This window comes from Erwinia persicina (assembly GCF_019844095.1).
In the GTDB taxonomy this organism is placed as follows: domain Bacteria; phylum Pseudomonadota; class Gammaproteobacteria; order Enterobacterales; family Enterobacteriaceae; genus Erwinia; species Erwinia persicina.
This window is the reverse complement of the sequence record NZ_CP082141.1, coordinates 975,627-999,473: the sequence shown is the minus strand read 5'-3', so window position 1 is coordinate 999,473 and position 23,847 is coordinate 975,627. Positions and strand designations below refer to the sequence as shown.

Sequence of the window (23,847 nt, the reverse complement as noted above, 5' to 3'; positions counted from 1 at the left end):
AAAAAAACTTCATAACAGCAGCACGACTGACGGCAACCGGGCCCGCATGTGCAAATTCAGTCAGATACTAGCAATATCAATGGCAGGGTGCCACGAAACAGTTGTATAGAAATATCCTGGTTGTGGCTCTCAGGCGAGATCCCCCTGCACCAGCGGGACAAAACGGACGGGTTCAACCGTGTCAATAATGAACTCATCACCTTTGCGGCGAATGCGCTGCAGCACCTGGTGCTCTTCTCCTACCGGCAGCACCATCACCCCCCCCTCATCAAGCTGTGACATCAGGGCCTGCGGGATTTCTGGCGGTGCCGCGGTGACGATGATCGCGTCAAACGGCCCCCGTGACGGCCAGCCCAGCCAGCCATCACCGTGCCGGGTCGAGACATTATGCAGGTCGAGCTGCTTCAGACGACGCTTAGCCTGCCACTGTAAGCCTTTGATCCGCTCTACCGAACAGACGTGCCCGACCAGATGCGCCAGTATGGCGGTCTGATAACCGGAGCCGGTACCGATTTCCAGCACACGTGATGTCGGCGTGAGCGCCAGCAGCGAGGTCATTTTTGCCACCATGTAAGGCTGGGAGATGGTCTGCCCGGAACCAATCGGCAGCGCCATATTTTCCCAGGCTTTATGCTCAAAAGCCTCATCAACAAAGCGCTCACGCGGCACCTCTTCAATGGCCTTCAGCAAACGCTCGTCATCAATACCCTGCTGGCGCAGCTGTGCCAGCAACGTCTCTATACGCCCACTCACCATTCGCGGTTGACCTCAACGCTGTCTAACCAGGAAGAGACGACCTCCTGCGCGGCATGAGCAGTCAGGTCAACATGCAAAGCGGTCACGGACACATAGCCTTCATCAATGGCGGCAAAATCGGTATCCGGGCCGGCATCCAGCTTTTCACCCGGTGGGCCAATCCAGTACATCGTATTACCGCGCGGATCCTGCTGCGGGATGGCCTGATCGCTGGGATGGCGGCTGCCACAACGGGTAACGCGAATACCTTTGATTTGGTCGAGCGGCAGGTCCGGCACATTAATATTGAGAATACGCCCCGTACGCAGCGGTTCGCGCTGCAATGCTTTCAGGATCGAGCAGGTAACGGCGGCCGCAGTGTCATAGTGCAGATGCCCGTTGAGAGAGACCGCCAGCGCCGGTAGTCCCAGATGTCGCCCTTCCATAGCAGCGGCCACCGTACCAGAATAAATCACATCATCACCCAGATTAGGGCCAGCATTAATTCCTGAAACCACAATATCGGGCTTAGGCCGCATCAGGGTATTAACGCCCAGATAGACGCAGTCGGTTGGCGTACCCATCTCGACCGCTATATCACCATTGGGATAATTAAAGGTTCGCAGGGGGGTTTCCAGCGTCAGGGAGTTCGATGCCCCGCTACGATTACGGTCCGGAGCAACCAGCTGCACTTCGGCAAACTCACGTAGCGCTTTTGCCAGCGTCTGAATGCCTGGCGCGTGGATACCGTCATCGTTACTCAGCAAAATGCGCATTGTCACCTAACCTGTTGATAAATTTGATCACCTTTCCCGGCAGATCTTGCCGAAAAACCGGGGAGAGGTGTGGCTGAAAACATTTTAGCTGGATGCACGAGGGAGTGGTAGGTGTAAATATCTGGTAAGCCGAAGGATGATGGACGGTTCCTGCCACCTGCCCCGGTCATTTTTCGCCATGGTCATTCCCCAGCAGCTGTAAAAATTGCTGCTGTGAGTTCAGCAGCTGGCGCAGCGTCAGGCACTGATAATCATACCCATAACGCGCTGCAACGGTGGCAATGATCCCGGCCAGCACCGGATAGTGGCGGTGACACCAGTGTGGAAACAGATGGTGCGTCAGATGGAGATTCATCCCCCCCAGCCAGTAGCCCAGCCAGCGTGGCCGGGTCAGCCAGTCGCAGGTCGTGGCGAACAGATGGCTATAGCGACTGTGCGGCAGTTTGCCCTGTTCCGTGGGCAGGTAGCTGTTCCCTTTTGCCCAGTGCGTTCCGAGGATCAGCATGACAAACACCAGCGAAGCCATCATCTGACAGGCCAGATAGACCAGCACAAGGGTACCGATCCCCAGTGACGGCGGCAGCAGCCAGAACGGCAGCGCCAGCACCAGTAAAAAATGGCCCAGTTTAACCAGTAAAAATGCGGCCCAGCCCTTCGCGCCCTGCAGGCGCATTTTGGCACCGACACGCGTCTGACCGGCGCGATCCAGCCAGTCAAACAACCAGATGTAATAGGGGAACGTCAGCGCCGCGACCAGCGGCCAGTAATAGCGCTGATAACGCATTAACGGCCGCAGACGCTGAAAACGTGACTGCCGCAGGATGCCGTTCTCTTCCATATCCGGGTCATAGCCCATGACATTATTCCCGGCATGATGCATCAGCACGTGGCGAACCCGCCAGCACTCCGGATCCAGTCCGAGCGGAATAGCCGCCAGCACGCTAAGCCAGCGGTTGGCGGCCCGCGACCGGAAAAACGCCTGATGCGACGCGTCATGGACCACGTTGATTGCCAGCAGCATAGCAAAGACACTGACACCAAACTGACAGGCGGCCCAGCCCAGCCAGTGCGTCTGTTGCAGCCCCAGCCCGCCACAGGCGGCAGCCAGCAGCGCCAACAGTACCACTTTGGCGATCATCCCGCCGTCGGCGAAGCGGTGCTCACCGTGAGCATCAAGCCAGTTCTGCGTGGCGCGGGTCAGCTCACGATGAAACTGCAGGTTCTCACGGGCAAAACGCAGCGGTGGAGGCGTCATCGCATCGCCTCCGGCTGGCCCATGCGGCGCAGAAACACCTGCTGACGCCGCAGCAGTTCACGATAGCTAATACAGCGGTACTGCATGCCGTGCTCTGCGGCCAGCCTGGCGATAATCGCCGCCAGCCGGGGATAATGCCGGTGATGCCAGCCCGGGAACAGATGGTGCGTCAGATGCAGATTCAGCCCGCCGGTAAAATGCCCCAGCCAGGCGGGGGCGGGCAGCCAGTCGCAGGCGGTGGCAAAGTTATGACGATACCAGCCCTGCGGCAGCGTGCCGTCCGGCCCCACCTCATAAAATTCCGCTTCGGCCCAGTGCGTCCCCAGCAGCAGGAACACAACAAACAGGGACGCCACCATCTGGCTGCATAACCAGGCCACCAGCACCACGCCCATGCCAATCCCCTGCTGCTCTGCCGCCCACAGCGGGACAGTCAGCACCAGCAGTAAATGCAGCACCTTAAAGCCGCAGAAGAGCAGCCAGCCGCGAGCGCCCGGCATTATGCGTCGCTCCGCCAGCGGCGTTTTTCCACAGCGATCCGCCCAGTCAAACACCCAGGTCAGATAGGGTAACGACAGCGCGGCAATCAGCGGCCAGTAAAGATGCTGCCAGCGCATCCAGGGCCGCCAGCGCTGATAAGGTGTTTGCCGGAAGAAGCCATTCTCCTCGGTATCCAGATCGTAATGTTCAATGTTGGCGTAAGCGTGATGAAAATGGACGTGCCGCACGCGCCAGTAGTCCGGATCCAGCCCGAGCGGCAGCGTCACTACCCGGCTGATAAGACGATTAAGCCGGGGCGAACGGCTGAAGACCCCGTGACTGGCATCGTGATTAACGTTGATGTTGAGCAGCATCGCCATCAGCATAAACAGCATATAGCAGATAAAAAAACCGCTCTGGCTGGACTGAAACAGGCTGAGAAGATAACAGGAGACACAGAGTCCCAGCAGCAGCCCGGCCTTCAGCCACTGCCGGCCTCCGGCAAAGCGATGATCCTGATGCGACGACAGATACTGATGTGCCTCGCGCTGCAATGCCCGGTGGAACGCCTGTTCCCCGTCCGGCGGATAGCGCAGCGGCGGGAGTGAATCAGCCATGTTTCACCTCCGCTTGCAGCGCCTGACGCCCCCAGCCCAGCGCCAGCACCATGCTGTGCAGCGCCACCAGCATGGCTGCGAAAAGCCAGGGTTCAACGGTTTCCCGACACAGCGCAAACCAGAAGGGACAGGCCAGCCCGACCGTCAGCCAGAGTAAGGGGCTCCAGCGCCGCCCTTCTGACAGGCCTCCCAGCGCTACAGCCCCCAGCGCCAGCAGCATAAACAGCGTCACCTGCTCGCCGCTGATGTTCTGGTAACCGTAGCCGTAAATCCACACATAGCTGGCCACCAGCACAAACAGCAGCAGCATGCCGCTGATCAGCGCCCGCGCACGACAGTGGAACGTGGCCGCACCGTTCACCGGCGAAAACGGCAGCTTAAGCAGACGGAACAGCGGCCGGTTGCTGGCCCAGAAGGGATTTTGCGATGCCCGTTCCCCCGCAGTGCCAAAACGGTATTCTGTTTCCGGCAGGCGGGCAAAGGTACCAAACAGCTTGTCCCAGAAAATAAAGCTGCCACCGAAGTTCTTGTCAGAATACGCACGGTCGCAGACGTGATGCACCCGGTGATGGTTTGGCGTCACCAGTACCGACTCCAGCCAGCCCAGCTTCGGGGTCAGCGCATTATGGTTAAACAACTGCACGGTGTAGTGGAAAATAGAGACGGTAACAAAGACCGACAGCGGCACGCCCGCTACCGCCAGCAGCAGGAAGAAGGGGATCGATGTCAGAGAAGAGTACCAGGAGTTACGCACCCCAAGCGACAGATTGAAGTGCTCTCCCTGATGATGCACCACGTGTACCGCCCACAGCAGGCTGAATCGATGATGCAGGCGGTGCAGCCAGTAAAAAGCAAAATCCCAGGCCAGTAGCGCAAACAGCCACAGTCCCCAGGTAGGCAGCGCGTCCAGCCAGTGCTGGCTGAAATGCAGGGCAACATAGCCATAGCAGGTGACTTCCAGCCCGCGGAAGAGCCACAGCATGATGTGGCCGGAGTTGAGGTTAAAGACCACATCATGCCACTGCACCTGTTGTCTGTCCTGACGGTGCAGCACCAGCGCCTCTCCCATGACCAGCAACACCATGGCCACAATTGGCAGTACCAGCTCACTCATCGCTGCTCTCTCCGTACAAAAGTAAACGCCTGTGCGGCACGCTGGCAGATCCCGCCGCAGAGTAACGCCACGCCAGCGCCGCTCACCAGGTCAATAAACAGGTGACGGCGCAGTTGCAGTATCGATACGGCAATCAGCGCGCCCCACAATAACAGTAGTGCACTGCGCGCAGGCCGGTCCTGACGGTAGAGTGCCCATACCGCCAGCAACGACAGCGCCATATGCAGCGACGGCAAACAGTTCTGCGTCGAATCGGCGGCAGCCAGCTTCGCCAGCAGCTGTGAACTCAGCCCCAGGCCACTGTCATGGGGATAGACCAGTGTGGTCGGCCACAGCAGATAGACAGCACCGCACACCAGCGCCGTCAGGATCATCGAGGCTGTCAGCCAGCGCAGTTTTTCCCTCCGGCAGAACAGATACCCGGCTGGGATCAGCAGGAAAAACGAGAGGTAAAGCCAGATCGCATCGGGACTGAAAGGGATCATACGGTCAATGAGACCCGCATGCATCACCGTTCCCGGCCCCTGCCAGCGATCGCTGAAGGTATAAATCACCCCCACGCTGCCCCAGCCCACCAGCATCGCCAGTAAGCGATGTAACCATGTCATACCGCCTCTCCCTTCAGGCGGATAATTCGCCGCCGCTTGCGGTCAAACTGCGGCATCATCGGCTGCACGCTCAGCTTCCAGCGTAACGACGCCGTGGCGATGCCCTGCTGTGCAAACAGCGCAATCAGCGCCTGCTGGCAGGCAATAAGTTGCTGTTCACTGGCATCGCTGATCAGCTGCAGACTCTGCTCTCCCGACTGCACCAGCCGGTAATCACTGGTCAGTGGCAGCGTGCGGGCAATAGCCCGGCTGCACACATCGGCAAACACCCCCTGCTCCCCGCCCTTCAGGTTACGCAGCAGAAGCTGGTCGTCGCGCCGCCCTTCGATGGCGTCCAGTACGCGGGTCGGCCGCCCACAGGGGCAGGGATCGGCAGCGGCCACCAGCACGTCGTCCAGACGATAGCGGATGACCGGCTGCGTACGTCGGGTAAAGTCGGTGATGACAGGCGTAAATCGGCGCTCGTCAATCCACTCCGGTTCAACGTGTATAAACTCTTCATTAAGATGCAGGCGACCGTGGGAGCAGGTGGCCGCAAGAAATCCTTCGGTGGCCTGATAGACCTCAGCCACATCACCGAACACCTCCGTCAACAGCTGTCGATCCTGAGGCTCCAGCACTTCTGCTACCGAGATCACCCGCCTGACCTTCAGCACCAGCTCTCCGCGCTGTACCGCCAGCGCCAGCGCGCGCAATACCTGCGCCGGGGCCACAATAATCGTCGGCGAAAACTGAGGCAGCGTCTGCAAATGATGCTCAAACGCGGCAAACAGGTCGAAAAATTCCAGACTCAGCCAGCGGGTATTCACACTGTGATACAGATGATTATCCGCGCGCAGGAACAGCGCCACCCGCTCGCCGGAGAGCAGCCCGCGCGGCAGCATTTTTGCCAGCATGCCCCCCGCCCAGATACGCTGCTCCTGTGGGCTGACAACGAACACGCCGCGACGTCCCGAGGTTCCGGAGGATAAGCCAACGCTGAAGCGCCCGACTTTCGGCGCAAAATCCCGCTCCCGTTCGCTTTTCAGGGCACACGCAAGCAGCGCGTCAACCGACAGCCCGGCAGTATTCATCCGATCAAAGTCCGCCATCATCAGGGCCTTATCACAGACAGGCCAGGCCGACAGCGGCAGTGACTGATACGGGGCATAAAACGGGCTTTTTGCCATCACCCGTCGTGCAAAGCGCCGGAGCTGCCTCGCCTGCCAGTGTTCCAGCGCAGCGCGGTCGGGGAACGACAGCCTGCGGGCGCGAAAATAGTGCCACAGCATTCTTACCGGGATCATAAGTCCCCCTCATGACACAGGAGAATACGCACCTTACCACCACGCCACAGCTGGTTCAGCCGGTTAAGGGTGGCGTAATAGGCGACGCTGTCATCCATGATCAGGCTGGCCAGCCGGGAAGGACCGCGCAGCTTCTGATAGTTATCCGGACACCAGGCCGCATCACTGGCCAACAGTGTCCAGCCGTCATCCTGGCGCACAAACGCGCCCAGATGTCCGGCGGCGTGCCCCGGCAGGGAAACCAGCAGAATTTCGCCGTGACTGCCAGGCAGCTCCCATCCCTGCTCAAAAGGGTGGAGATCGGCGGGTAATGTCACCACCGGAAAGCGCTCCACAAACTGCACTCTCGCGTCAAAATCAGACGGGATCAGCCCCGGCACAAAAGCCTTTTTTACCGCCCGGAATCCGCGCAGCGGGCGGGTTTTCTGCCAGCCATCCCCAGAACAAATCAACGGTACGCCCGGAAAATCATGCAGCCCGGCAATATGGTCGCCGTGAAAATGAGAAATAATCAGTCCCTGCATATCGCCGGGCTGATACCCGGCCTGGCCCAGCTGTGCCACCAGCGCCTGCTGCGGCGAGAAATACACTGGCGTCAGTTGCTGATACAGGCGGAAAATGCCCTGACGGGTATGGTCGATAAAGTGGCTGGCATAACCGGTATCCCACAGCCAGCGGCGGTTATTTGCCTCCAGCAGCCAGGCCCGGGCGGGGAAGCGGCAGACGCGCAGTCCGGCCCCGCGCAGCGCCATGCAGCCACGGTGCGTGCAGTAACCTACCTCGAACGTTGTCAGCTTAGCCATGGGTGCCGACTCCCTGCTGCCGCCACCATGCACCGGTGAGCGCAATCGCCTCGTCCATGGAATAGTGCGGGCGATAGCCCAGTTCGTCGATTGCCCGCCGCTGGCTGAGTGTCATGTCCACGCTGACGGCCCCCACGCTGTAGCGGGTCAGCATCGGTTCCCGCCGCGTCAGTAGCGCCACCCCCTCCATCAGCGTCGCCACGCCATACAGCAGACCGACGGGCAGTGAGCGGATCGCGCAGGCCAGACCCAGTTGCTGATTGAGCAGCGGGTACAGTGCCTCTGCCAGCGTGACCGGCTGCTGGTTAGTGATGTTATACACGGCCCCGGAGGCAAGGCCGGGGACATCGCTGGCCAGCCACATCGCCTGCACGACGTTGAGCACGAATGTCAGATCGAGCAGTGCCTGGCCCCCCCTGGGGAGGCGCAGGATGCCGTTGTCACGCCGCAGCTGGGCCAGCAGCCGTGGCACAATGACCCGGTCGTGAGCACCAAATATGGCACGGGGCCGGAGCATGACAAAGGTGGTCGCGGGATAGTTGGCTACCCGCTGCAACACCACCTGCTCGGCGGCATATTTGCTGGCGGCGTAGTGGTTGGCAAAGTGCCGGGCGCGAAAGTGCTCCTCAATCTGCAACTGAGGAGAATAATCAAAGTAGAGGGAGGGCGTGGAGATGTGAATAAATCGCTTCACCCCCCGCTGTCCGGCGGCGGCCGTCAGGCGTTCCGTGGCGATAACATTCGCCTGCCAGAATGCTTCACGCCGCCCCCAGGGCGACGATTTGGCGGCGCAGTGCCAGACCGTTTCCGCATCACCTATCAGCGCTGCGCATTCGGCTGCCGTCGCAACAGACAGATCAAGCGCCGTAAAAACCGCACCCGCCTGTCTGAGCTGTTCCCCCACGCTGCGATCGCGTCCGGTGGCATAGACCGTATGTCCGGCGGCAAGTAACCACTCAACGGCATTGCGTCCCAGTCCGCTGGTCGCGCCCGTCACCAGCACCTTCACGGCAGCAGAACCATGCCGCCCAGGGTCAGGCCGGCGGCGGTGCCTATCAGCATCACCGGCCCTTTATCAAAGCGATCGCTGACGATTGCCTCATGCAGGGCGCTGGGGATCGATGCGGCCACCTGATTGCCGCGATAGCGATAGATATCGATCAGCGCGTCGCTGCTGACGTTTAGCCGTTTCCGCATGTGTTCCAGCGACAGGTGGCTGGCCTGATGCGGCACCACGGTGGCCACCTGCGCCAGGGTCAGCCCGGCCATGCCCAGCAACCGCGCCAGGTAATCTTCAATCAGCCCGGATGCCTGGCGGAACAGTTTTTTACCCTGCATGTGGAACAGAAAGTCGCTGTCGGACATGCCGGCACGCGGATTACGGCGTGTGCCTCCGGCGCGGATCTCGCAGAGTTCACTGCCGTCCGGCCAGCTTTCCATCAGGCAGGCGAGAATACCGCTCTGTCCGTCACCGCGTTCAACGATAGCGCAGGCGGCACCGTCCCCGAAGATCAGGGACGACTCCTCATGTTCCCAGTCGATACCGCGCGAGGCCAGTTCCGCAGAGACAATGGCAATCCGCCGGTAGGCACCGCAGTTCACCAGGCCGCCCGCCACCTGCAGGGCAGAAACGAAGCTGACGCAGCTACTGTTAATATCAAATACCGCCGTGCCTGGCGTCAGGCGCGACAGCTTCAGCACCTGAATGGCGCTGCAGGGCAGTGCCTGCACCGCAATGGCGGAAGCAAATATCAGCAGGTCAATACTGTCAGGGTTGATATCCCGCGCACGCAGTGCGGCGTCAAGCGCATCGGCCCCCAGCTGCGCCTGGCACGCCTGATGGTCGGCGTGAAAGCGATGGGTAATCCCGGAACGTTTCTCAACATAGCCGGGCCGGAATCCCAGACGCTCGTCGAGCATCGCGGACGTCACACAGCCGGGTGGCAACGCCACGCCGCTGGCCATTATCTTCAGAGGTACAAAAGCCGTTGTGCGCTCCGGCACAGGCTGATGGGGCTTATTCATCCGTATTCCCATTAACAAAACTGTAAAATTATTGCGCATTGTAACCAAAGTGCGGAACACCGCAAATTGTCAGCAATTGAAGGGGGACGAAGCGGGGAAATACAGAGTGAACTGGCTGACTTAAGGGAGTAAAACAGCAGAGCCTGCTGGGATAGCAGGCTCTGTCACTGGGGCAGATGAAAAAACTACTCGTCAACCTCAGCCGCACTGCCCTGGGTCAGCAGCAGTTCGCGCACCACGCTGGTGGCAAAGCTGCCTGCTGGCAGCCAGAAGGACATCTCCAGCGTGACGTCATCCTGCCAGTTCCACTGCAAATCGCGGGGGATAACCAGCATGGCGCGGCGTGCGGCTTCCACGCGTTCACGATCCATCAGGGCAATCAGCGCACCTTCACCTGACAGGCTGTTTTGCTCAAAGGCCAGTGCTTCATCACGCGTACCCCACTCGCCGCTGCCAGGCAGCGGTGCGGTGATACGCAGTTCACTGGCATCAACACGCTGTTGTAAGGTATCCCGTTCCGCCGCCTCTGCCACAAACCAGCTGCCGCGTCCGGTTAACTGCAGAGCATCGCCCGGCAGGACCCGGGTCAGGGAGCCCTGCTGCGCCAGACGGTCACTCACCACCTGATTAAACATCGCGCTTCGCGCGGCAGAGAGAATGAAACTGCGTTTATTGCGCTCGCGCACGCGGATTTCATCGGCGGCCCAGCGTTGCGCCATTGTCAGGTTATTACCTTCGTGGCCAAAACGCTGGCTGCCAAAATAGTTGGGCACACCGTCACGGGCAATCAGTTGCAGGCGCTGTTCCACCGCATCACGGTCAGAAATCTGGCGCAGTACCAGCGTGAAAGCATTGCCCTGTAGTGCACCGGTCCGCAATTTACGGCGATGGCGGGCGCTTTCCAGCACCTCGACGCCAGTCAATTCAAATGCGGTCAGATCTGGCGTGATTTTGCCCGGTATGCGCAGGCAGAACCACTGTTCGGTCACCGCGTGGCGATCCTTCATCCCGGCAAAACTGACGTCACGTGGATGAATACCGACAAATTTGGCCAGCGCCTCTGCGACAAAGCGGGTATTGCAGCCATTTTTGCGGATGCGTACCAGCAGCTGTTCACCCTCTCCGTCCGGCGCGTAGCCGAGATCTTCAATGACTCTGAAGTCTTCAGCACTGGCCTTCAGCACGCCGCTGGCCACCGGCTGACCGTGCAGCCAGCCCTGTTTGCTTAAATCCATGCGTTACGCCTTTATCAACAGGGCAACGGCTTCACAGGCAATGCCTTCGCCGCGCCCGGTAAACCCGAGTTTCTCAGTGGTCGTCGCTTTCACGTTGACGTCATCCATATGAATACCGAGATCTTCCGCAATATTGATGCGCATCTGTGGCGAATGGGGCAGCATCTTCGGGGCCTGAGCAATGATCGTGACATCAACGTTACCCACGCGATAGCCTTTTTTAGCAATCTGACGCAGGGCTTCCCGCAGCAGTTCACGGCTGTCTGCGCCTTTATAGGCCTCATCGGTGTCCGGGAACAGTTTGCCGATATCGCCCAGGGCGGCCGCCCCCAGCAACGCATCCGTCAGCGCATGCAGCGCAACGTCGCCGTCGGAGTGTGCCAGCAGACCTTTCTCGTAAGGAATACGCACGCCACCAATAATCAGCGGGCCTTCGCCGCCAAAGGCATGTACATCAAAACCGTGACCGATACGCATTATGTGTTCTCCTAACTCTGTATTTGGGTCAGATAAAATTGCGCCAGCGCCAGGTCTTCCGGTCGCGTCACCTTCAGGTTATCACTGCGGCCACTGACCAGCTCAGGATGGTAACCGCAATGCTCCAGCGCCGAAGCCTCATCAGTGATGGTCGCGCCGTCGTTCAGCGCGCGCAGCAGACAGTCGCGCAGCAGCGCCAGCGGGAAAAGTTGTGGTGTCAGCGCGTGCCACAGGGCTTCACGCTCGACGGTATGCCCGATATCACTGCGGCCAGCAACAGCACGCTTCATGGTATCACGCACCGGCGCGGCAAGAATGCCGCCCACTTTGCTGGTGGCCGTCAGCGCCAGCAGCCGGGTCAAATCACTCAGATGCAGACAGGGGCGCGCAGCGTCATGCACCAGCACCCACTCGGCTCCTTTTGCCGCCTGCAGTCCGGCCAGCACTGAATCCGCCCGCAGGCCGCCACCGGTGACCGTGCTCACGCGCGTATCGTGCGCCAGCGGTAACTGGCAAAAATACGCATCTTCCGGGCTGAGGGCCACAATGACCCGGCTGATGGCCGGATGGGCCAGCAGGGCATCAATGCTGTGTTCCAGAATCGTTTTACTGCCAATGGTGAGGTATTGTTTGGGGCGCTCAGAGAGCATACGGCTGCCGATCCCCGCAGCGGGGACAACGGCGATAATCTCCGGAAAGGACACGGCGCTATTCATGATAGTAATGACGGATGCTCATGGTAATGGCTACTGACGGGTGGTTCGCTGCTGTGCGTTTCGTTTATTTTGGTCCGGCACAAGGCGATAGAAAGTCTCGCCGGGTTTAATCATCCCCAGCTCATTGCGTGCGCGTTCCTCGATCGCTTCCGAACCGCCGTTTAAGTCGTCGATTTCGGCAAAAAGCTGATCGTTTCGCGCTTTAAGCTTGGCGTTATTGGCCTGTTGCACAGCAACATCCTCATTAACGCGTGTGTAATCATGAATGCCGTTCTTGCCCAGCCAGAGCGAATACTGCAGCCAGCCGAGAAGTACAAGTAACAGCAACGTAAGTTTTCCCATCCCCGCCCCCTGAAAAACGGCTCAATCATCCCATAACTTTTAGTACGACTCCACTCTGCCGGTGAAATAGAACCACTTTCTCAGAATAAGGTGCGAATACGCGCTAAAAAACAGCAGGATCGGGGTCCATTGACGCCCCGCATCGATAGATTTTGTAACGTTGCGACGTAATTATAAATATTAACCCAGCCGTTACCAGCCCGTCAGCAGCGTAAACAGCAGCCAGAACAGGGCGACGACCACCAGCACCGTTGCCAGTCCCGCCCAGACAAGGCGCTCCCGCAACAACACAGTCGCAACAATACCCACGATGACCGATACCGGTAAGAGTGCAAGGAAGAAGGGCCAGGTATAGAGGAAGAAGAATAACGTGTTAGAGCCGTAAAGCAGGAACGGAATCGCCAGTGCGACCCACCAGGAAACAAAGCCCATTACGCCACCGGGAACAGCCCATGAAGGCTCTTCCCGATCGCGCTCGTCTTTACGTGCCAGCATGGGGGTGACGTTATGCATAAATATCCCGTTGACGCTCAGGCGGAGGAACAGGAGCGGCCCACCGCCGGGTAACCGTCCGTTTGAACGGACGTTAGCCGAAGCTCTCAGGGTTTGATAATATCCCGCTGACGCAGCAGGTCTAATATCTGGGTGGTTAAATGTGTTACTAATTGTTCGCCATCCAGATGAATATCGGCGGCTTCAGGTGCCTCATACACAGCATCAATACCAGTGAAATTGCGCAACTCCCCGGCACGGGCCTTTTTATACAGCCCTTTCGGATCGCGCGCTTCACAGATGGCCAGCGGCGTATCGACGAAGACTTCAATAAAACGCCCTTCTCCAACCATTTCACGTACGCTCTCCCGCTCGGCACGATGAGGCGAGATAAAGGCCGTCAGAACCACCAGACCGGCATCGATCATCAGCTTCGCCACTTCGCCCACGCGACGGATATTTTCTTTGCGATCGGCATCACTGAAGCCGAGATCCCGGCATAAACCGTGTCGCACGTTATCCCCGTCCAGCAGATAGCTGCTAACGCCAGCCCGGTGCAGCGCCTGCTCCAGCGCGCCGGCTACCGTGGATTTACCGGAACCTGACAGCCCGGTAAACCACAGCACCACACCCTGATGACCATGCTGCTGTTCGCGCTGCTCGCGGCTGACCGGATGCGCGTGCCACACCACATTCTCATCATGCTGCGCCATCTTACTGACCACCCAGCAGGTCGCGGACATTCCAGTGCGGGAAGTGACGACGCACCAACGCATTCAGCTCAAGCTCAAAGGCGCTGAACTCGCCAGGAACGGGCTGCGCCTCGTCCAGCGGCTGGCGGATCATACCCGCGCCGACGGTGACGTTGCTCAGGCGATCGATAAAGATCATCCCGCCGGTGACCGGGTTCTGCTGATAGGGATCGAGCACCATCGGTTCATCGAAGATCAGATCCACCAGCCCGATGCCGTTCAGCGGCAATGCCTCTACGTCATGCTGCGTCAGATTGTTGATCTCAACCTGATGGCGGATACGTTCCACACGCGCCCGGGTTTTCTTGCCAGCGATTTTAATATCGAAGCTCTGCCCGGGTACCAGGGGCTTTTCCGCCATCCAGACCACATCGACAGCAGCAGCCTGCACGGGCGTGAGATCGGCATCGGCGGCAACCAGCAGATCGCCCCGACTGATATCAATTTCATCTTTCAGCACCAGGGTAATCGCTTCACCGGCCACAGCCTGCTGCAGGTCTCCGTCGAAAGTCACAATACGCGCCACAGCGGACTCAACGCCTGAGGGGAGCACTTTTACCCGCTGGCCGACTTGTACCACGCCGGACGCCAGCGTACCGGCATACCCCCGGAAGTCGAGGTTAGGACGGTTAACATACTGCACCGGGAAGCGCATGGGCTGCTGTTCAACCACGCGCTGCACATCAACGGTTTCCAGCACATCCAGCAGCGTCGGGCCGCTGTACCAGGACATCGCGGCACTCGGGGATGCGACGTTTTCGCCTTCCAGCGCCGACAGCGGGACAAAGCGAATATCCAGATCGCCCGGCAGCTGTCCGGCAAAGTCCAGATAGTCCTGTTTGATCTGCTCGAAGGTCTCCTGGCTGTAGTCCACCAGATCCATCTTATTGATCGCCACGATCAGATGCTTAATGCCCAGCAAGGTCGAGATAAAGCTGTGGCGGCGGGTTTGATCCAGCACGCCTTTACGCGCATCGATCAACAGGATCGCCAGATCGCAGGTGGAGGCACCGGTGGCCATATTCCGGGTGTACTGCTCGTGCCCCGGGGTATCCGCAATAATAAATTTGCGCTTCTCGGTGGAGAAGTAACGGTACGCCACATCGATGGTGATGCCCTGCTCACGTTCGGCCTGTAAACCGTCCACCAGCAGCGCGAGATCCAGCTTTTCCCCCTGAGTACCATGACGTTTACTGTCGTTGTGCAGGGAAGAGAGCTGATCTTCATAAATCTGGCGCGTGTCGTGCAGCAGGCGACCAATCAGCGTACTTTTACCATCGTCGACGCTGCCGCAGGTCAGGAAACGCAGCAGGCTTTTGTGCTGCTGGGTGTGCAGCCAGGCTTCCACGCCGCCCTGGTCGGCAATCTGTTGTGCAATTACTGTATTCATCACGATTCCTTAAAAGTAGCCCTGGCGTTTTTTCAGCTCCATTGAGCCGGCCTGATCGCGGTCGATCATGCGACCCTGGCGCTCACTGGTGGTGGACACCAGCATCTCTTCGATGATCCCTGGCAGCGTTTGCGCTTCAGACTCAACCGCGCCGGTCAGCGGCCAGCAGCCCAGGGTACGGAAGCGCACCATGCGTTGCTCGATCGCTTCGCCCGGCTGCAGATCGATGCGGTCATCGTCGATCATCATCAGCATGCCGTCACGCTCCAGCACCGGGCGTTCAGCGGCCAGGTACAACGGAACAATCTCGATGTTTTCCAGGAAGATGTACTGCCAGATATCCAGCTCGGTCCAGTTAGAAAGCGGGAATACACGGATACTCTCGCCTTTATTGATCTGGCCGTTGTAGTTATGCCATAGCTCCGGGCGCTGGTTTTTAGGATCCCAGCGGTGGAAGCGGTCGCGGAATGAGTAAATACGCTCTTTAGCACGTGATTTCTCTTCATCGCGACGTGCGCCGCCGAAAGCGGCATCAAAACCGTATGTATTCAGCGCCTGCTTCAGCCCCTCGGTTTTCATAATATCCGTGTGCTTGGCACTGCCGTGTACAAACGGGTTGATGCCCATTGCCACGCCTTCCGGGTTACGGTGAACCAGCAGCTCCGCGCCAATATTTTTCACCATACGATCGCGGAACTCGTACATTTCGCGGAATTTCCAGCCGGTATCAACATGCAGCAGCGGAAACGGCAGTGTTCCCGGATAGAACGCCTTACGCGCCAGGTGCAGCATCACCGAAGAGTCTTTTCCGATGGAGTACATCATCACCGGGTTACCGAATTCTGCCGCCACTTCGCGGATAATATGGATGCTTTCCGCCTCCAGTTGACGCAGATGAGTGAGTCGTTTCTGATCCATATCTTTTCCTCAAGCCAAATTCACAACAGGAGACTCTCGTCTGTCCTGCTGCGCTGAATGTTGGAACCATGCCAACTCCTGATGGAGATTGACCACTTCGCCAATCACTAACAGCGCCGGCGTTGGGGCGTTTCGTGCCAGTTCTTCAAGTTGGTCTAATGTACCGATCAGCACCTGCTGATCCTGGCGGGTACCACGGCCAATCACCGCTGCCGGCGTGGCCGGATCGCGCCCATGCGCCATCAGCTGACTGGCAATGTCGCCTGCCGCCATGGTGCCCATATAGATAGCCAGCGTCTGACGCGCCCGGGCCAGCGATGGCCAGTCCGTTCCCTGCCCATCTGCGCGGCAGTGCCCGGTGACAAACAGGACGCTCTGAGCATGATCGCGATGTGTCAGCGGAATCCCCGCGTAGGCCGTCGCCCCGGAAGCGGCAGTGACCCCTGGTACCACCTGGAAAGGGATGCCTGCCGCTACCGCAGCCTGAAGCTCTTCCCCACCCCGTCCGAAAATAAACGGGTCGCCGCCTTTCAGGCGCACCACACGTTTGCCTTTTTTCGCCAGCGTCACCAGCATCTGGTTGATCTCTTCCTGCGGTACGCTGTGAGCATTAGCCCGCTTGCCCACACAGATGCGGTCGGCATCACGGCGTACCAGATCCAGAATCTCATCGCTGACCAGGTGGTCATAAAGCACGACATCGGCCAGTTGCATCACCTGCAGGCCCCGCAGCGTCAGCAGTCCACTGTCTCCGGGTCCGGCACCAACGAGGATAATCTCACCCTGCGGGGCTTCCGGGTCGGTTAGCTGCTGGTCGAGGGTACGTTTGGCCCCTTCTACGTTGCCGGAGGCCACCTGATTGGCAAATAAACCGTTAAACGCTTTTTCCCAGAAACGACGGCGATCGGTCATTTTGTTAAAGCGGGCTTTGACCTTCCCACGCCACTGCCCGGCAATCTCAGCCATCTGCCCAAGGTTAGCCGGCAGTAGCGATTCCAGTTTTTCACGCAGCAGGCGCGCCAGCACCGGCGCCGTTCCGCTGGAGGAGATCGCCACCACCAGCGGGGAGCGATCGACAATAGAAGGAAAGATAAAGGAGCATTTCGGCTGATCATCGACCACGTTGGCCAGCAGATGGCGTTCAGTGGCGTCCAGATAGACCTGGCCGTTAAGGTCGCCATCATCGGTGGCGGCAATCACCAGGAACACCGTATCCAGCTGCGCAGGCTGATAATCCTTCGCCAGCCATTCAATGCTGTCATTGTCGTGCAGTGCGGCGAGCTCCTCACACAGATGGTGTGAAACGACCTGCACGCGCGCACCGGCACGGCGCAACAGTTCGATTTTGCGTGCAGCGACATCGCCACCGCCAACAACCAGCACCGGCTTGTGTCTGATGTCGGCAAAAAGAGGGAGATAATCCACGGGAACCCTGTCTATATCACTATTGTTAAAGGGACTATACGTCCCGCCCTTGAAGCTTATGAAATTACTAATTGGAATGAGTAGTTACTGAATGGAATAACGACCCGGTAAAGCTGCGAACAAAATGTGCTTAACGGATGATATTTCGCACCTTTCAGAGAGAATGAAATTGTCTAAAACGCGTCATGATTTCATACTGTCTGCGCAAAAAAATTCGCACATTTCGTTACAGGATAACGAATTAAGGAACCTTCCATGTTGACCCTTATGCGCCTGGGGGCGTTGGCAGCCATTTTTATTTGCGGCATCAGTCTGTCCGCGAATGCCGCCAGCATGAAGACCGGTAGCATTGCCGAACAGCAGCTACGCCATATTGCCACCTATTTTCCCGGCCGCATGGCAGGCAGCCCGGCCGATATGCTGACTGCCGACTATCTGCAGCAGCAGTTTACCGCACTCGGCTATCAGACAAACCAGCGTCGTTTCACCACCCGCTATGCTTATCAGCATCAGGCAGGCGACAAGACGTGGCGTAACGTCAATGCCACCTCGGTCATTGCCGCACGCGAGGGTAAGGTTGCGCAGCAGATTGTGATTGTCGCTCACAGCGACAGCTGGACACCGCACAACGATAACGAAACGCAGCTTAACCTCGGCGGTCTGACCAATCAGGGGGTTGACGATAACGCCTCAGGGCTGGGCGTCATGCTGGAGCTGGCACAGCATCTCAGCACCCAGCCGCTGCATTACAGCCTGCGCTTCGTGGCCCTGAGCGGCGAAGAGATCGGACTGCAGGGCAGCGAAGATTATGTGTCACGCATGACTCCCGAAGAGAAACACAATACGCTGCTGGTCATTAATCTCGACAGTCTGGTTGTGGGCAGTCACCTTACTTTTATTAGCGGCCGTCAAACACCGAAGGCCGTGGCCCGCCAGACGCGCGATCGCGCCCGGTCGCTGGCGCGCCACCTGGGGATCAGCGCGACGACACAGACCGCGCAAGATGAAGGGCCTTTTGACCGCGCCGGTTTCCCGCTGTTATTGGTCAGGGCCAGCGATGCGCCCGGCGGCAAGCTGTCGCGCCCGGTCGCGCTGCATTTCCCGCTGGCCCTGCGTCACCAGGCACAGCGCGATAATCTGGCTTATATTGATCACTGGTTACCTGGCCGCATCACCCGCCGCGCCCATGATTCTGTCGCCGTGCTGCTGCCGCTGATCCGTGAACTGGCTAACCCTTAATCTCTGGAGTCATCCATGTACATTGTTTTTCTCACCTACACCCGCCCGATGGAACAGGTGGAAGCCCTGCTGGAACCACACGTGGCGTGGCTCAATCGTTACTTTACCGCCGGGGCGTTTATCAGCGCCGGGCGTAAAGATCCGCGCACCGGAGGGATGATCATGGTGAAAGAGATGGACAGGAAACAGCTGGATGCCATTCTGGCGGAAGACCCCTTCCAGCAGGTCGCCAGCTACGAGGTGACAAAAGTGAATATCACCCGCTCCGCCAATAAGTTTGCCGCACTGACCGGGATCTGAGGTTTATCATGCCTGCGGCAGTCATGGCAGAGGTCACCACTGACAGACAAAGAAACCATCCTGCCTGCGAATAAGTAAATACCAACAAGGAAGTCATATGTTTAAAAAGGATGTTTGTGGTTGGGCAGGCATTTTGCTGGGCAGTATCGCCCTGCTGCTGGTCATCACCCACTTTATGGCCGGTCCTTTTGCTCCCCGCCCTTCACTGGAAAGCATTGTAGCAACGAAAACGCTGGCAATTAAGCATGCGGCCTTAGACGCCCTGCACGGTAAGCCGCTGGTTGAAAAAGCAAAAAGTGTCGGCTGGAATATTGACCGCATACTGTCGATTATTAGCGCAATGATGGGGGCGGGTGCGGTGATCCTTGGCATCATTGGCTGGGCACGTAAGGAAGAACATCGTGTCGCAGCTGCCGCCGGGCTTCTGGGGCTGACGACGATTGCCTTTCAGCCTGCCATGGCTATCGTTGCCGCCATTATTCTGGCGGTGCTTATTGCAGGCGTCCTGCAAGGCCTGCTGGGATAACGAACGCGGGAATATGTGCCGATTTAATGACCGACCGAAACAAAAGGTCGGCCACTACGTAAATTTACTCGTGCAATCCGCACTCGCGCTTCAGGCCAAAGAAACGGGTCTCTTCCTCTGCCATGCCCGGTTCCCATTTACGCGTCGTGTGCGTATCCCCCACCGAGAGATAGCCCTGCTCCCACAGCGGATGGTAGCTCAGACCGTGTTGCTGCAGATACTGATATACCTGACGGTTGTCCCAGTCGATGATCGGCAACAGCTTGAAGACGCCCTTCTTGATCGCCAGCACTGGCAGATGCGCGCGGCTACCTGACTGGTCGCGGCGCAGCCCGGCAAACCACGTCTGCGCTTTCAGCGTCGCCAGCGCACGGTTCATCGGCTCAACCTTATTAATCTGGTTGTAGCGCTCAATGCCCTCCACGCCCTGTTCCCACAGCTTGCCATAGCGTGCTTCCTGCCAGGCCGGGCTGTGCGCTGCGCGGAACACCTGAAGATTAAGATCCAGCTTCTCCGTCAGCTGATCAATAAACTGATAGGTTTCCGGGAACAGATAGCCCGTATCGGTCAGGATCACCGGAATATCCGGCTTCTGGCGTGCCACCAGATGCAGACTGACCGCTGCCTGAATACCAAAACTGGAGGTCAGCACGGCTTCACCCGGCAGATTTTCCAGCCCCCAGATCACCCGATCCTCGGCGGAAAGTTTATCCAGCATATTATTGATTTCAGCGAGCGCCATGATGCGCTCCACCTTTGGTAAGTCGTTCAGTGCAGTGAGATCGAGAACGGCCATATTACACCTCCATCATTCCCAGAAATCGCGGGCCGGATCGAGTACCGGTCTGATAATACCGGTACGGATGGTGAAATCACCGAAGCCTTCATTTGCTTCGCGCTCTTTCGCCCAGCGGCCAATCAGTTCGTCCAGGGTCGCCAGGATCTGCTCTTCATTGATGTTTTCGCTGTACATCCGCGGGATGCGTGTGCCGATGCGGTTACCTCCAAGATGGAGGTTATAACGCCCCGGAGCCTTGCCCACCAGCCCCACCTCAGCCAGCAGTGCACGGCCACAGCCGTTCGGGCAGCCGGTGACGCGCAGGACAATGTGCTCATCTCCCACCCCGTGGGCGGTCATGATGCCCTCCACACGCGTGACAAATTCCGGCAGGAAGCGTTCGGCTTCGGCCATCGCCAGCGGGCAGGTAGGGAAGGACACGCAGGCCATGGAGTTTTCGCGCTGGTGACTGACGTTTTCCATCAGACCATGCGACACCGCCAGCTGTTCGATGACCTCTTTTTCAGACTCCGGCACGCCCGCAACAATCAGGTTCTGATTGGCCGTTAAGCGGAAGTCGCCCTGATGGATTTTGGCAATTTCAGCCAGACCGGTTTTCAGCGGCCGGCCCGGATAGTCCAGCAGTCGGCCATTCTCAATAAACAGCGTCAGGTGCCATTTATTATCAATGCCTTTAACCCAGCCAAAGCGATCGCCACGGGTAGTAAATTCATACGGACGGGTTGGTTCAAAGGTGATGCCGGCACGGCGCTCCACTTCCGCCTTAAAGACATCCGGCCCCACCCGTTCCAGCGTGTATTTCGTTTTAGCATTTTTACGGTCAGTACGGTTGCCCCAGTCACGCTGGGTCGTCACGACTGCGGTGGCCACATCCAGGATCTTATCAACTGGCAAATAACCAAATTCAGACGCCGTGCGCGCATAGGTCGCTTTATTACCGTGGTCGATCGACAGGCCACCGCCCACCAGCAGGTTAAAGCCGACCAGCCTGCCGTTCTCAGCAATGGCGATAAAGTTCAGGTCATTGGCGTGCAGATCGACATCGTTATGCGGCGGCACCACTACGGTCGTTTTAAATTTACGCGGCAGGTAAGTTTCACCGAGGATCGGCTCGACATCGGTGGTAGCGACCTTTTCCTGGTCCAGCCAGATTTCAGCATAAGCACGGGTCTGCGGCAGCAGGTGCTCAGAGAGTTTTTTTGCCCACTCATACGCTTCCTGATGCAGTTCAGACTCAATCGGGTTTGAGCTGCAGAGCACGTTACGGTTAACGTCGTTCGCCGTCGCCAGCGCATCCAGCCCCACTTCATGCAGCATCTGGTGCGCCGGTTTCACGTTACCTTTCAGAATGCCGTGAAACTGGAAGGTCTGGCGGTTGGTCAGACGGATACTGCCGTAAATGGTGTTATCGGCGGCGAACTTATCAATGGCCAGCCACTGCGTCGGCGTGATGATCCCGCCCGGCAGACGGCAACGCAGCATCATCGCATGGCGCGCCTCCAGCTTCTGCTCTGCACGTTCAGCACGAATGTCGCGGTCATCCTGCTGATACATACCGTGAAAACGGATCAGCAGGAAGTTATCGCCGTTAAAGCCGCCGGTCAGCCCGTCATGCAGGTCTTCGGCAATGCCGCCGCGCAGATAGTTACTCTCTTTCTTCAGGCGCTCGGCGTCGACCAGCTTACCTTCAACGACCAGCGGCCCAGGGTATTTTTCATTGCTCATTAGTACACATCTCGCTGATAACGGCGCTCAATGCGCAGCTCACTTAAAAACTCATCGGCCGATTCAATGTCCATTGCACCAAATTCAGCTACCACTTCCAGTAATGCCTGTTCAACGTCTTTTGCCATGCGATTGGCATCACCGCAGACATAAATATGGGCACCCTCTTCTATCCAGCGCCACAGCTCCGCCCCTTTAGCGCGGATTTTATCCTGCACGTAAATTTTGTGTTTCTGGTCACGCGACCAGGCCAGATCGATATGCGTCAGCAGGCCGTCTTTGACATAGCGCTGCCACTCGACCTGGTAAAGAAAATCTTCGGTAAAGTGCGGATTGCCGAAGAACAGCCAGTTTTTACCACCGGCACCGTCGCTGTCACGCTGCTGCATAAAAGCGCGGAACGGCGCAATACCAGTACCCGGGCCAATCATAATCACTGGCGTATCCGGACTGGCAGGCAGGCGGAAGTTATCATTATGTTCAATGAAGATGCGCACCCCGTCATCCTCCTGCAGCCGGTCGGCCAGATAGCTGGAAGCGCCTCCTGCACGGGCTCGGCCTTCAATCTCGTAGCGCACCGCCCCCACGGTGATATGGACTTCGGTTTCATTTTCCGCCTGCGAAGAAGCGATAGAATATAGACGTGGCGTCAGCGGGCGCAGCAGCCCGGTGAGCTGTTCCGCGTTCAGTTCCGTAGGGGCATAACGCACCATATCCACAATAGGGGTGTTCTGCGCATACTGTTGCAGTCTGGCTTTCTCTTCCGTCTCCGCCAGCAGCGCTTCATTACGGGAAAGCCTGGCATAATGTTCAACAATCTGCGGCGTATTGACCGTCAGTTCGTAATGTTTTTGCAGCGCTTCCGTCAGTGGCAGCGTGATCCCGTCAACGGACACGGGCTCATCGCCTTTCAGCCACAGCAGTTCCAGCAGCTCTTTGACCAACAGGGGGTCGTTCTCATACCATACGCCCAGGGCATCTCCCGGCTGATAGCGCAGTCCAGAATCACCAAGATCAATTTCAATATGCCGCACATCTTTATCGGAATCGCGGCCGGTAATTTTCTGGTTAACGGCAAAACTGGCGGTCAGGGGCGCTTCTTTGCTGTAAGGGCTGCTGTGGATCTCATTCACGCTCCCCGTCACGGCGGCAGTCACCTGGAGGGCGCTGGCATCCGGCACACGGGCTTTCAGCACCGCAACGATCTGTTTGCGCCAGTCTTCCGCCTGCGCGGCATACTCCACGTCGGCATCAACGCGCTCCAGCAGACGCTCACCGCCCAGTTCCGCCAGCTTGCTGTCGAAATCTTTACTGGCCTGGCTGAAGAATTCGTAAGAGGTGTCCCCCAGACCAAACACCGCAAATGCGCAGCCGTCCATTTTCGGTGCTTTTTTCGACATCAGGAATTTATGCAGCGCCACAGCTTCTTCCGGTGGCTCGCCCTCACCCTGCGTGGAGGTCACCACCACCAGCAGTTTTTCCTGACCGATCTGCTTAAATTTGTAATCACCGGCATTGACCAGGTTAACGTTCAGCTTTTCGCTCAGCAGGTCGTCGCGCAGCTGTTCAGCCAGGCGGCGTGCATTTCCGGTCTGTGAGGCAGAAAGAAGCGTAATCGCAGGCACCTCAACCGCCGGTGCGCTGGTGACCGTCGCACCCGGCGCCTGATTGACCATGCCCCAGAAGTAACCGGAAAGCCACGCCAGCTGAGTAGGTGAATAATCACCGGTGGCTGCCTGCAAGCGGGCAAGCTGTTCCGGATTAAGGGGAAGCATGTTGGGGGGTGCCTGAGTCGTCATTTCGTTGAAAAGT

The 23,847-nt window shown here is 58.3% G+C and carries 25 protein-coding genes; 3 read left to right on the top strand and 22 right to left on the bottom strand.

Translation table 11 applies throughout. The features are described from left to right. Window positions 1-129: 129 nt before the first annotated feature. The 19 genes from K6L24_RS04535 to cysG all read right to left on the bottom strand — a co-directional run bounded on the left by K6L24_RS04535 (window position 130) and on the right by cysG (window position 17,446). Entirely contained in the window at window positions 130-756 is a 627-nt protein-coding gene (locus K6L24_RS04535) for a protein-L-isoaspartate(D-aspartate) O-methyltransferase (protein ID WP_062744188.1), read from the bottom strand. Then, on the bottom strand, window positions 750-1,511 hold the full coding sequence (gene surE, locus K6L24_RS04530; RefSeq protein WP_062744189.1) for a 5'/3'-nucleotidase SurE: 762 nt from the start codon (window positions 1,509-1,511) through the stop codon (window positions 750-752). Before surE ends, K6L24_RS04535 begins: the two co-directional genes overlap by 7 nt. A 166-nt stretch (window positions 1,512-1,677) precedes the next feature. Then, window positions 1,678-2,766: a fatty acid desaturase family protein gene (locus tag K6L24_RS04525; RefSeq protein WP_062744190.1), complete on the bottom strand. Its 1,089-nt coding sequence runs from the start codon at window positions 2,764-2,766 to the stop codon at window positions 1,678-1,680. Continuing rightward, window positions 2,763-3,863: an acyl-CoA desaturase gene (locus K6L24_RS04520; protein ID WP_137268995.1), complete on the bottom strand. Its 1,101-nt coding sequence runs from the start codon at window positions 3,861-3,863 to the stop codon at window positions 2,763-2,765. Before K6L24_RS04520 ends, K6L24_RS04525 begins: the two co-directional genes overlap by 4 nt. Further along, complete coding sequence (locus K6L24_RS04515) at window positions 3,856-4,977, bottom strand: sterol desaturase family protein (RefSeq protein WP_062744192.1); 1,122 nt, start codon at window positions 4,975-4,977, stop codon at window positions 3,856-3,858. The genes K6L24_RS04520 and K6L24_RS04515 overlap by 8 nt, the downstream gene beginning before the upstream one ends. Further along, window positions 4,974-5,585: a phosphatase PAP2 family protein gene (locus tag K6L24_RS04510; RefSeq protein ID WP_240043778.1), complete on the bottom strand. Its 612-nt coding sequence runs from the start codon at window positions 5,583-5,585 to the stop codon at window positions 4,974-4,976. The genes K6L24_RS04515 and K6L24_RS04510 overlap by 4 nt, the downstream gene beginning before the upstream one ends. After that, window positions 5,582-6,871, bottom strand: coding sequence for a F390 synthetase-related protein (locus tag K6L24_RS04505; protein ID WP_137268997.1), 1,290 nt, complete (start codon window positions 6,869-6,871; stop codon window positions 5,582-5,584). Before K6L24_RS04505 ends, K6L24_RS04510 begins: the two co-directional genes overlap by 4 nt. Further along, window positions 6,868-7,674: an MBL fold metallo-hydrolase gene (locus tag K6L24_RS04500; protein WP_062744195.1), complete on the bottom strand. Its 807-nt coding sequence runs from the start codon at window positions 7,672-7,674 to the stop codon at window positions 6,868-6,870. The genes K6L24_RS04505 and K6L24_RS04500 overlap by 4 nt, the downstream gene beginning before the upstream one ends. Beyond that, on the bottom strand, window positions 7,667-8,683 hold the full coding sequence (locus tag K6L24_RS04495; RefSeq protein ID WP_062744196.1) for an NAD-dependent epimerase/dehydratase family protein: 1,017 nt from the start codon (window positions 8,681-8,683) through the stop codon (window positions 7,667-7,669). The genes K6L24_RS04500 and K6L24_RS04495 overlap by 8 nt, the downstream gene beginning before the upstream one ends. After that, window positions 8,680-9,699, bottom strand: a complete 1,020-nt coding sequence (locus K6L24_RS04490; protein ID WP_062744197.1) for a 3-oxoacyl-[acyl-carrier-protein] synthase III C-terminal domain-containing protein — start codon at window positions 9,697-9,699, stop codon at window positions 8,680-8,682. Before K6L24_RS04490 ends, K6L24_RS04495 begins: the two co-directional genes overlap by 4 nt. A 185-nt stretch (window positions 9,700-9,884) precedes the next feature. Next, complete coding sequence (truD, locus tag K6L24_RS04485) at window positions 9,885-10,934, bottom strand: tRNA pseudouridine(13) synthase TruD (RefSeq protein ID WP_062744198.1); 1,050 nt, start codon at window positions 10,932-10,934, stop codon at window positions 9,885-9,887. 3 nt (window positions 10,935-10,937) lie between these two features. Beyond that, window positions 10,938-11,411 (bottom strand): 2-C-methyl-D-erythritol 2,4-cyclodiphosphate synthase, encoded by a 474-nt coding sequence (gene ispF, locus K6L24_RS04480; protein WP_062744199.1) that lies wholly within the window; start codon window positions 11,409-11,411, stop codon window positions 10,938-10,940. Between the two features lie 11 nt (window positions 11,412-11,422). Beyond that, window positions 11,423-12,127: a 2-C-methyl-D-erythritol 4-phosphate cytidylyltransferase gene (gene ispD, locus K6L24_RS04475; protein WP_137269000.1), complete on the bottom strand. Its 705-nt coding sequence runs from the start codon at window positions 12,125-12,127 to the stop codon at window positions 11,423-11,425. A 30-nt stretch (window positions 12,128-12,157) separates the two neighbouring features. Beyond that, complete coding sequence (gene ftsB, locus K6L24_RS04470; RefSeq protein WP_062744201.1) at window positions 12,158-12,469, bottom strand: cell division protein FtsB; 312 nt, start codon at window positions 12,467-12,469, stop codon at window positions 12,158-12,160. Between the two features lie 192 nt (window positions 12,470-12,661). Beyond that, window positions 12,662-12,982: a DUF3561 family protein gene (locus tag K6L24_RS04465; protein WP_062744202.1), complete on the bottom strand. Its 321-nt coding sequence runs from the start codon at window positions 12,980-12,982 to the stop codon at window positions 12,662-12,664. Between the two features lie 86 nt (window positions 12,983-13,068). After that, window positions 13,069-13,674 (bottom strand): adenylyl-sulfate kinase, encoded by a 606-nt coding sequence (gene cysC, locus K6L24_RS04460; RefSeq protein ID WP_222681985.1) that lies wholly within the window; start codon window positions 13,672-13,674, stop codon window positions 13,069-13,071. Between the two features lies 1 nt (window position 13,675). Then, a complete protein-coding gene (gene cysN, locus K6L24_RS04455; protein ID WP_062744204.1) occupies window positions 13,676-15,103 on the bottom strand; it encodes a sulfate adenylyltransferase subunit CysN in 1,428 nt (475 codons plus the stop codon). 9 nt (window positions 15,104-15,112) lie between these two features. Then, the gene (gene cysD, locus K6L24_RS04450; RefSeq protein WP_222681984.1) at window positions 15,113-16,021 is read right to left on the bottom strand and encodes a sulfate adenylyltransferase subunit CysD; all 909 of its coding nucleotides are present in this window, start codon (window positions 16,019-16,021) and stop codon (window positions 15,113-15,115) included. Between the two features lie 9 nt (window positions 16,022-16,030). Then, window positions 16,031-17,446, bottom strand: a complete 1,416-nt coding sequence (cysG, locus tag K6L24_RS04445) for a siroheme synthase CysG (protein WP_062744206.1) — start codon at window positions 17,444-17,446, stop codon at window positions 16,031-16,033. 255 nt (window positions 17,447-17,701) lie between these two features. Between cysG and K6L24_RS04440 the strand changes: the two genes are divergently transcribed. The 3 genes from K6L24_RS04440 (at window position 17,702) to K6L24_RS04430 (ending at window position 19,511) form a co-directional block, all read left to right on the top strand. After that, window positions 17,702-18,685: an aminopeptidase gene (locus tag K6L24_RS04440; protein WP_222681983.1), complete on the top strand. Its 984-nt coding sequence runs from the start codon at window positions 17,702-17,704 to the stop codon at window positions 18,683-18,685. Window positions 18,686-18,700: 15 nt separating this feature from the next. Further along, window positions 18,701-18,985: a YciI family protein gene (locus K6L24_RS04435; RefSeq protein ID WP_191936223.1), complete on the top strand. Its 285-nt coding sequence runs from the start codon at window positions 18,701-18,703 to the stop codon at window positions 18,983-18,985. 97 nt (window positions 18,986-19,082) lie between these two features. Further along, on the top strand, window positions 19,083-19,511 hold the full coding sequence (locus tag K6L24_RS04430) for a hypothetical protein (protein WP_062744209.1): 429 nt from the start codon (window positions 19,083-19,085) through the stop codon (window positions 19,509-19,511). Between the two features lie 64 nt (window positions 19,512-19,575). On the opposite strand, the gene K6L24_RS04425 is transcribed toward K6L24_RS04430, so the two are convergent. Genes K6L24_RS04425 through cysJ form a run of 3 tightly spaced genes read right to left on the bottom strand, consistent with a single transcriptional unit; the run spans window position 19,576 to window position 23,834 of the window. Continuing rightward, the gene (locus K6L24_RS04425; RefSeq protein ID WP_062744210.1) at window positions 19,576-20,307 is read right to left on the bottom strand and encodes a phosphoadenylyl-sulfate reductase; all 732 of its coding nucleotides are present in this window, start codon (window positions 20,305-20,307) and stop codon (window positions 19,576-19,578) included. A gap of 12 nt (window positions 20,308-20,319) precedes the next feature. Further along, the gene (gene cysI / locus K6L24_RS04420) at window positions 20,320-22,035 is read right to left on the bottom strand and encodes an assimilatory sulfite reductase (NADPH) hemoprotein subunit (RefSeq protein ID WP_062744211.1); all 1,716 of its coding nucleotides are present in this window, start codon (window positions 22,033-22,035) and stop codon (window positions 20,320-20,322) included. Then, window positions 22,035-23,834 carry an NADPH-dependent assimilatory sulfite reductase flavoprotein subunit gene (cysJ, locus tag K6L24_RS04415; protein ID WP_062744212.1) on the bottom strand — a complete coding sequence of 600 codons (1,800 nt, stop codon included), beginning with the start codon at window positions 23,832-23,834 and terminating at the stop codon, window positions 22,035-22,037. The genes cysI and cysJ overlap by 1 nt, the downstream gene beginning before the upstream one ends. Window positions 23,835-23,847 lie beyond the last annotated feature (13 nt).

What these genes read in the sequence shown, in the direction of transcription:
- ispD (WP_137269000.1), bottom strand. Translation starts at nt 12,127, where the DNA reads ATGAATAGCGCCGTGTCCTTTCCGGAGATTATCGCCGTTGTCCCCGCT.
- K6L24_RS04425 (WP_062744210.1), bottom strand. Translation starts at nt 20,307, where the DNA reads ATGGCCGTTCTCGATCTCACTGCACTGAACGACTTACCAAAGGTGGAG.
- truD (WP_062744198.1), bottom strand. Translation starts at nt 10,934, where the DNA reads ATGGATTTAAGCAAACAGGGCTGGCTGCACGGTCAGCCGGTGGCCAGC.
- K6L24_RS04505 (WP_137268997.1), bottom strand. Translation starts at nt 6,871, where the DNA reads ATGATCCCGGTAAGAATGCTGTGGCACTATTTTCGCGCCCGCAGGCTG.
- K6L24_RS04510 (WP_240043778.1), bottom strand. Translation starts at nt 5,585, where the DNA reads ATGACATGGTTACATCGCTTACTGGCGATGCTGGTGGGCTGGGGCAGC.
- ispF (WP_062744199.1), bottom strand. Translation starts at nt 11,411, where the DNA reads ATGCGTATCGGTCACGGTTTTGATGTACATGCCTTTGGCGGCGAAGGC.
- cysJ (WP_062744212.1), bottom strand. Translation starts at nt 23,834, where the DNA reads ATGACGACTCAGGCACCCCCCAACATGCTTCCCCTTAATCCGGAACAG.
- K6L24_RS04440 (WP_222681983.1), top strand. Translation starts at nt 17,702, where the DNA reads ATGTTGACCCTTATGCGCCTGGGGGCGTTGGCAGCCATTTTTATTTGC.
- K6L24_RS04515 (WP_062744192.1), bottom strand. Translation starts at nt 4,977, where the DNA reads ATGAGTGAGCTGGTACTGCCAATTGTGGCCATGGTGTTGCTGGTCATG.
- K6L24_RS04430 (WP_062744209.1), top strand. Translation starts at nt 19,083, where the DNA reads ATGTTTAAAAAGGATGTTTGTGGTTGGGCAGGCATTTTGCTGGGCAGT.
- cysC (WP_222681985.1), bottom strand. Translation starts at nt 13,674, where the DNA reads ATGGCGCAGCATGATGAGAATGTGGTGTGGCACGCGCATCCGGTCAGC.
- cysD (WP_222681984.1), bottom strand. Translation starts at nt 16,021, where the DNA reads ATGGATCAGAAACGACTCACTCATCTGCGTCAACTGGAGGCGGAAAGC.
- cysN (WP_062744204.1), bottom strand. Translation starts at nt 15,103, where the DNA reads ATGAATACAGTAATTGCACAACAGATTGCCGACCAGGGCGGCGTGGAA.
- K6L24_RS04490 (WP_062744197.1), bottom strand. Translation starts at nt 9,699, where the DNA reads ATGAATAAGCCCCATCAGCCTGTGCCGGAGCGCACAACGGCTTTTGTA.
- ftsB (WP_062744201.1), bottom strand. Translation starts at nt 12,469, where the DNA reads ATGGGAAAACTTACGTTGCTGTTACTTGTACTTCTCGGCTGGCTGCAG.
- K6L24_RS04465 (WP_062744202.1), bottom strand. Translation starts at nt 12,982, where the DNA reads ATGCATAACGTCACCCCCATGCTGGCACGTAAAGACGAGCGCGATCGG.
- K6L24_RS04525 (WP_062744190.1), bottom strand. Translation starts at nt 2,766, where the DNA reads ATGACGCCTCCACCGCTGCGTTTTGCCCGTGAGAACCTGCAGTTTCAT.
- K6L24_RS04520 (WP_137268995.1), bottom strand. Translation starts at nt 3,863, where the DNA reads ATGGCTGATTCACTCCCGCCGCTGCGCTATCCGCCGGACGGGGAACAG.
- K6L24_RS04500 (WP_062744195.1), bottom strand. Translation starts at nt 7,674, where the DNA reads ATGGCTAAGCTGACAACGTTCGAGGTAGGTTACTGCACGCACCGTGGC.
- K6L24_RS04535 (WP_062744188.1), bottom strand. Translation starts at nt 756, where the DNA reads ATGGTGAGTGGGCGTATAGAGACGTTGCTGGCACAGCTGCGCCAGCAG.
- cysI (WP_062744211.1), bottom strand. Translation starts at nt 22,035, where the DNA reads ATGAGCAATGAAAAATACCCTGGGCCGCTGGTCGTTGAAGGTAAGCTG.
- surE (WP_062744189.1), bottom strand. Translation starts at nt 1,511, where the DNA reads ATGCGCATTTTGCTGAGTAACGATGACGGTATCCACGCGCCAGGCATT.
- K6L24_RS04435 (WP_191936223.1), top strand. Translation starts at nt 18,701, where the DNA reads ATGTACATTGTTTTTCTCACCTACACCCGCCCGATGGAACAGGTGGAA.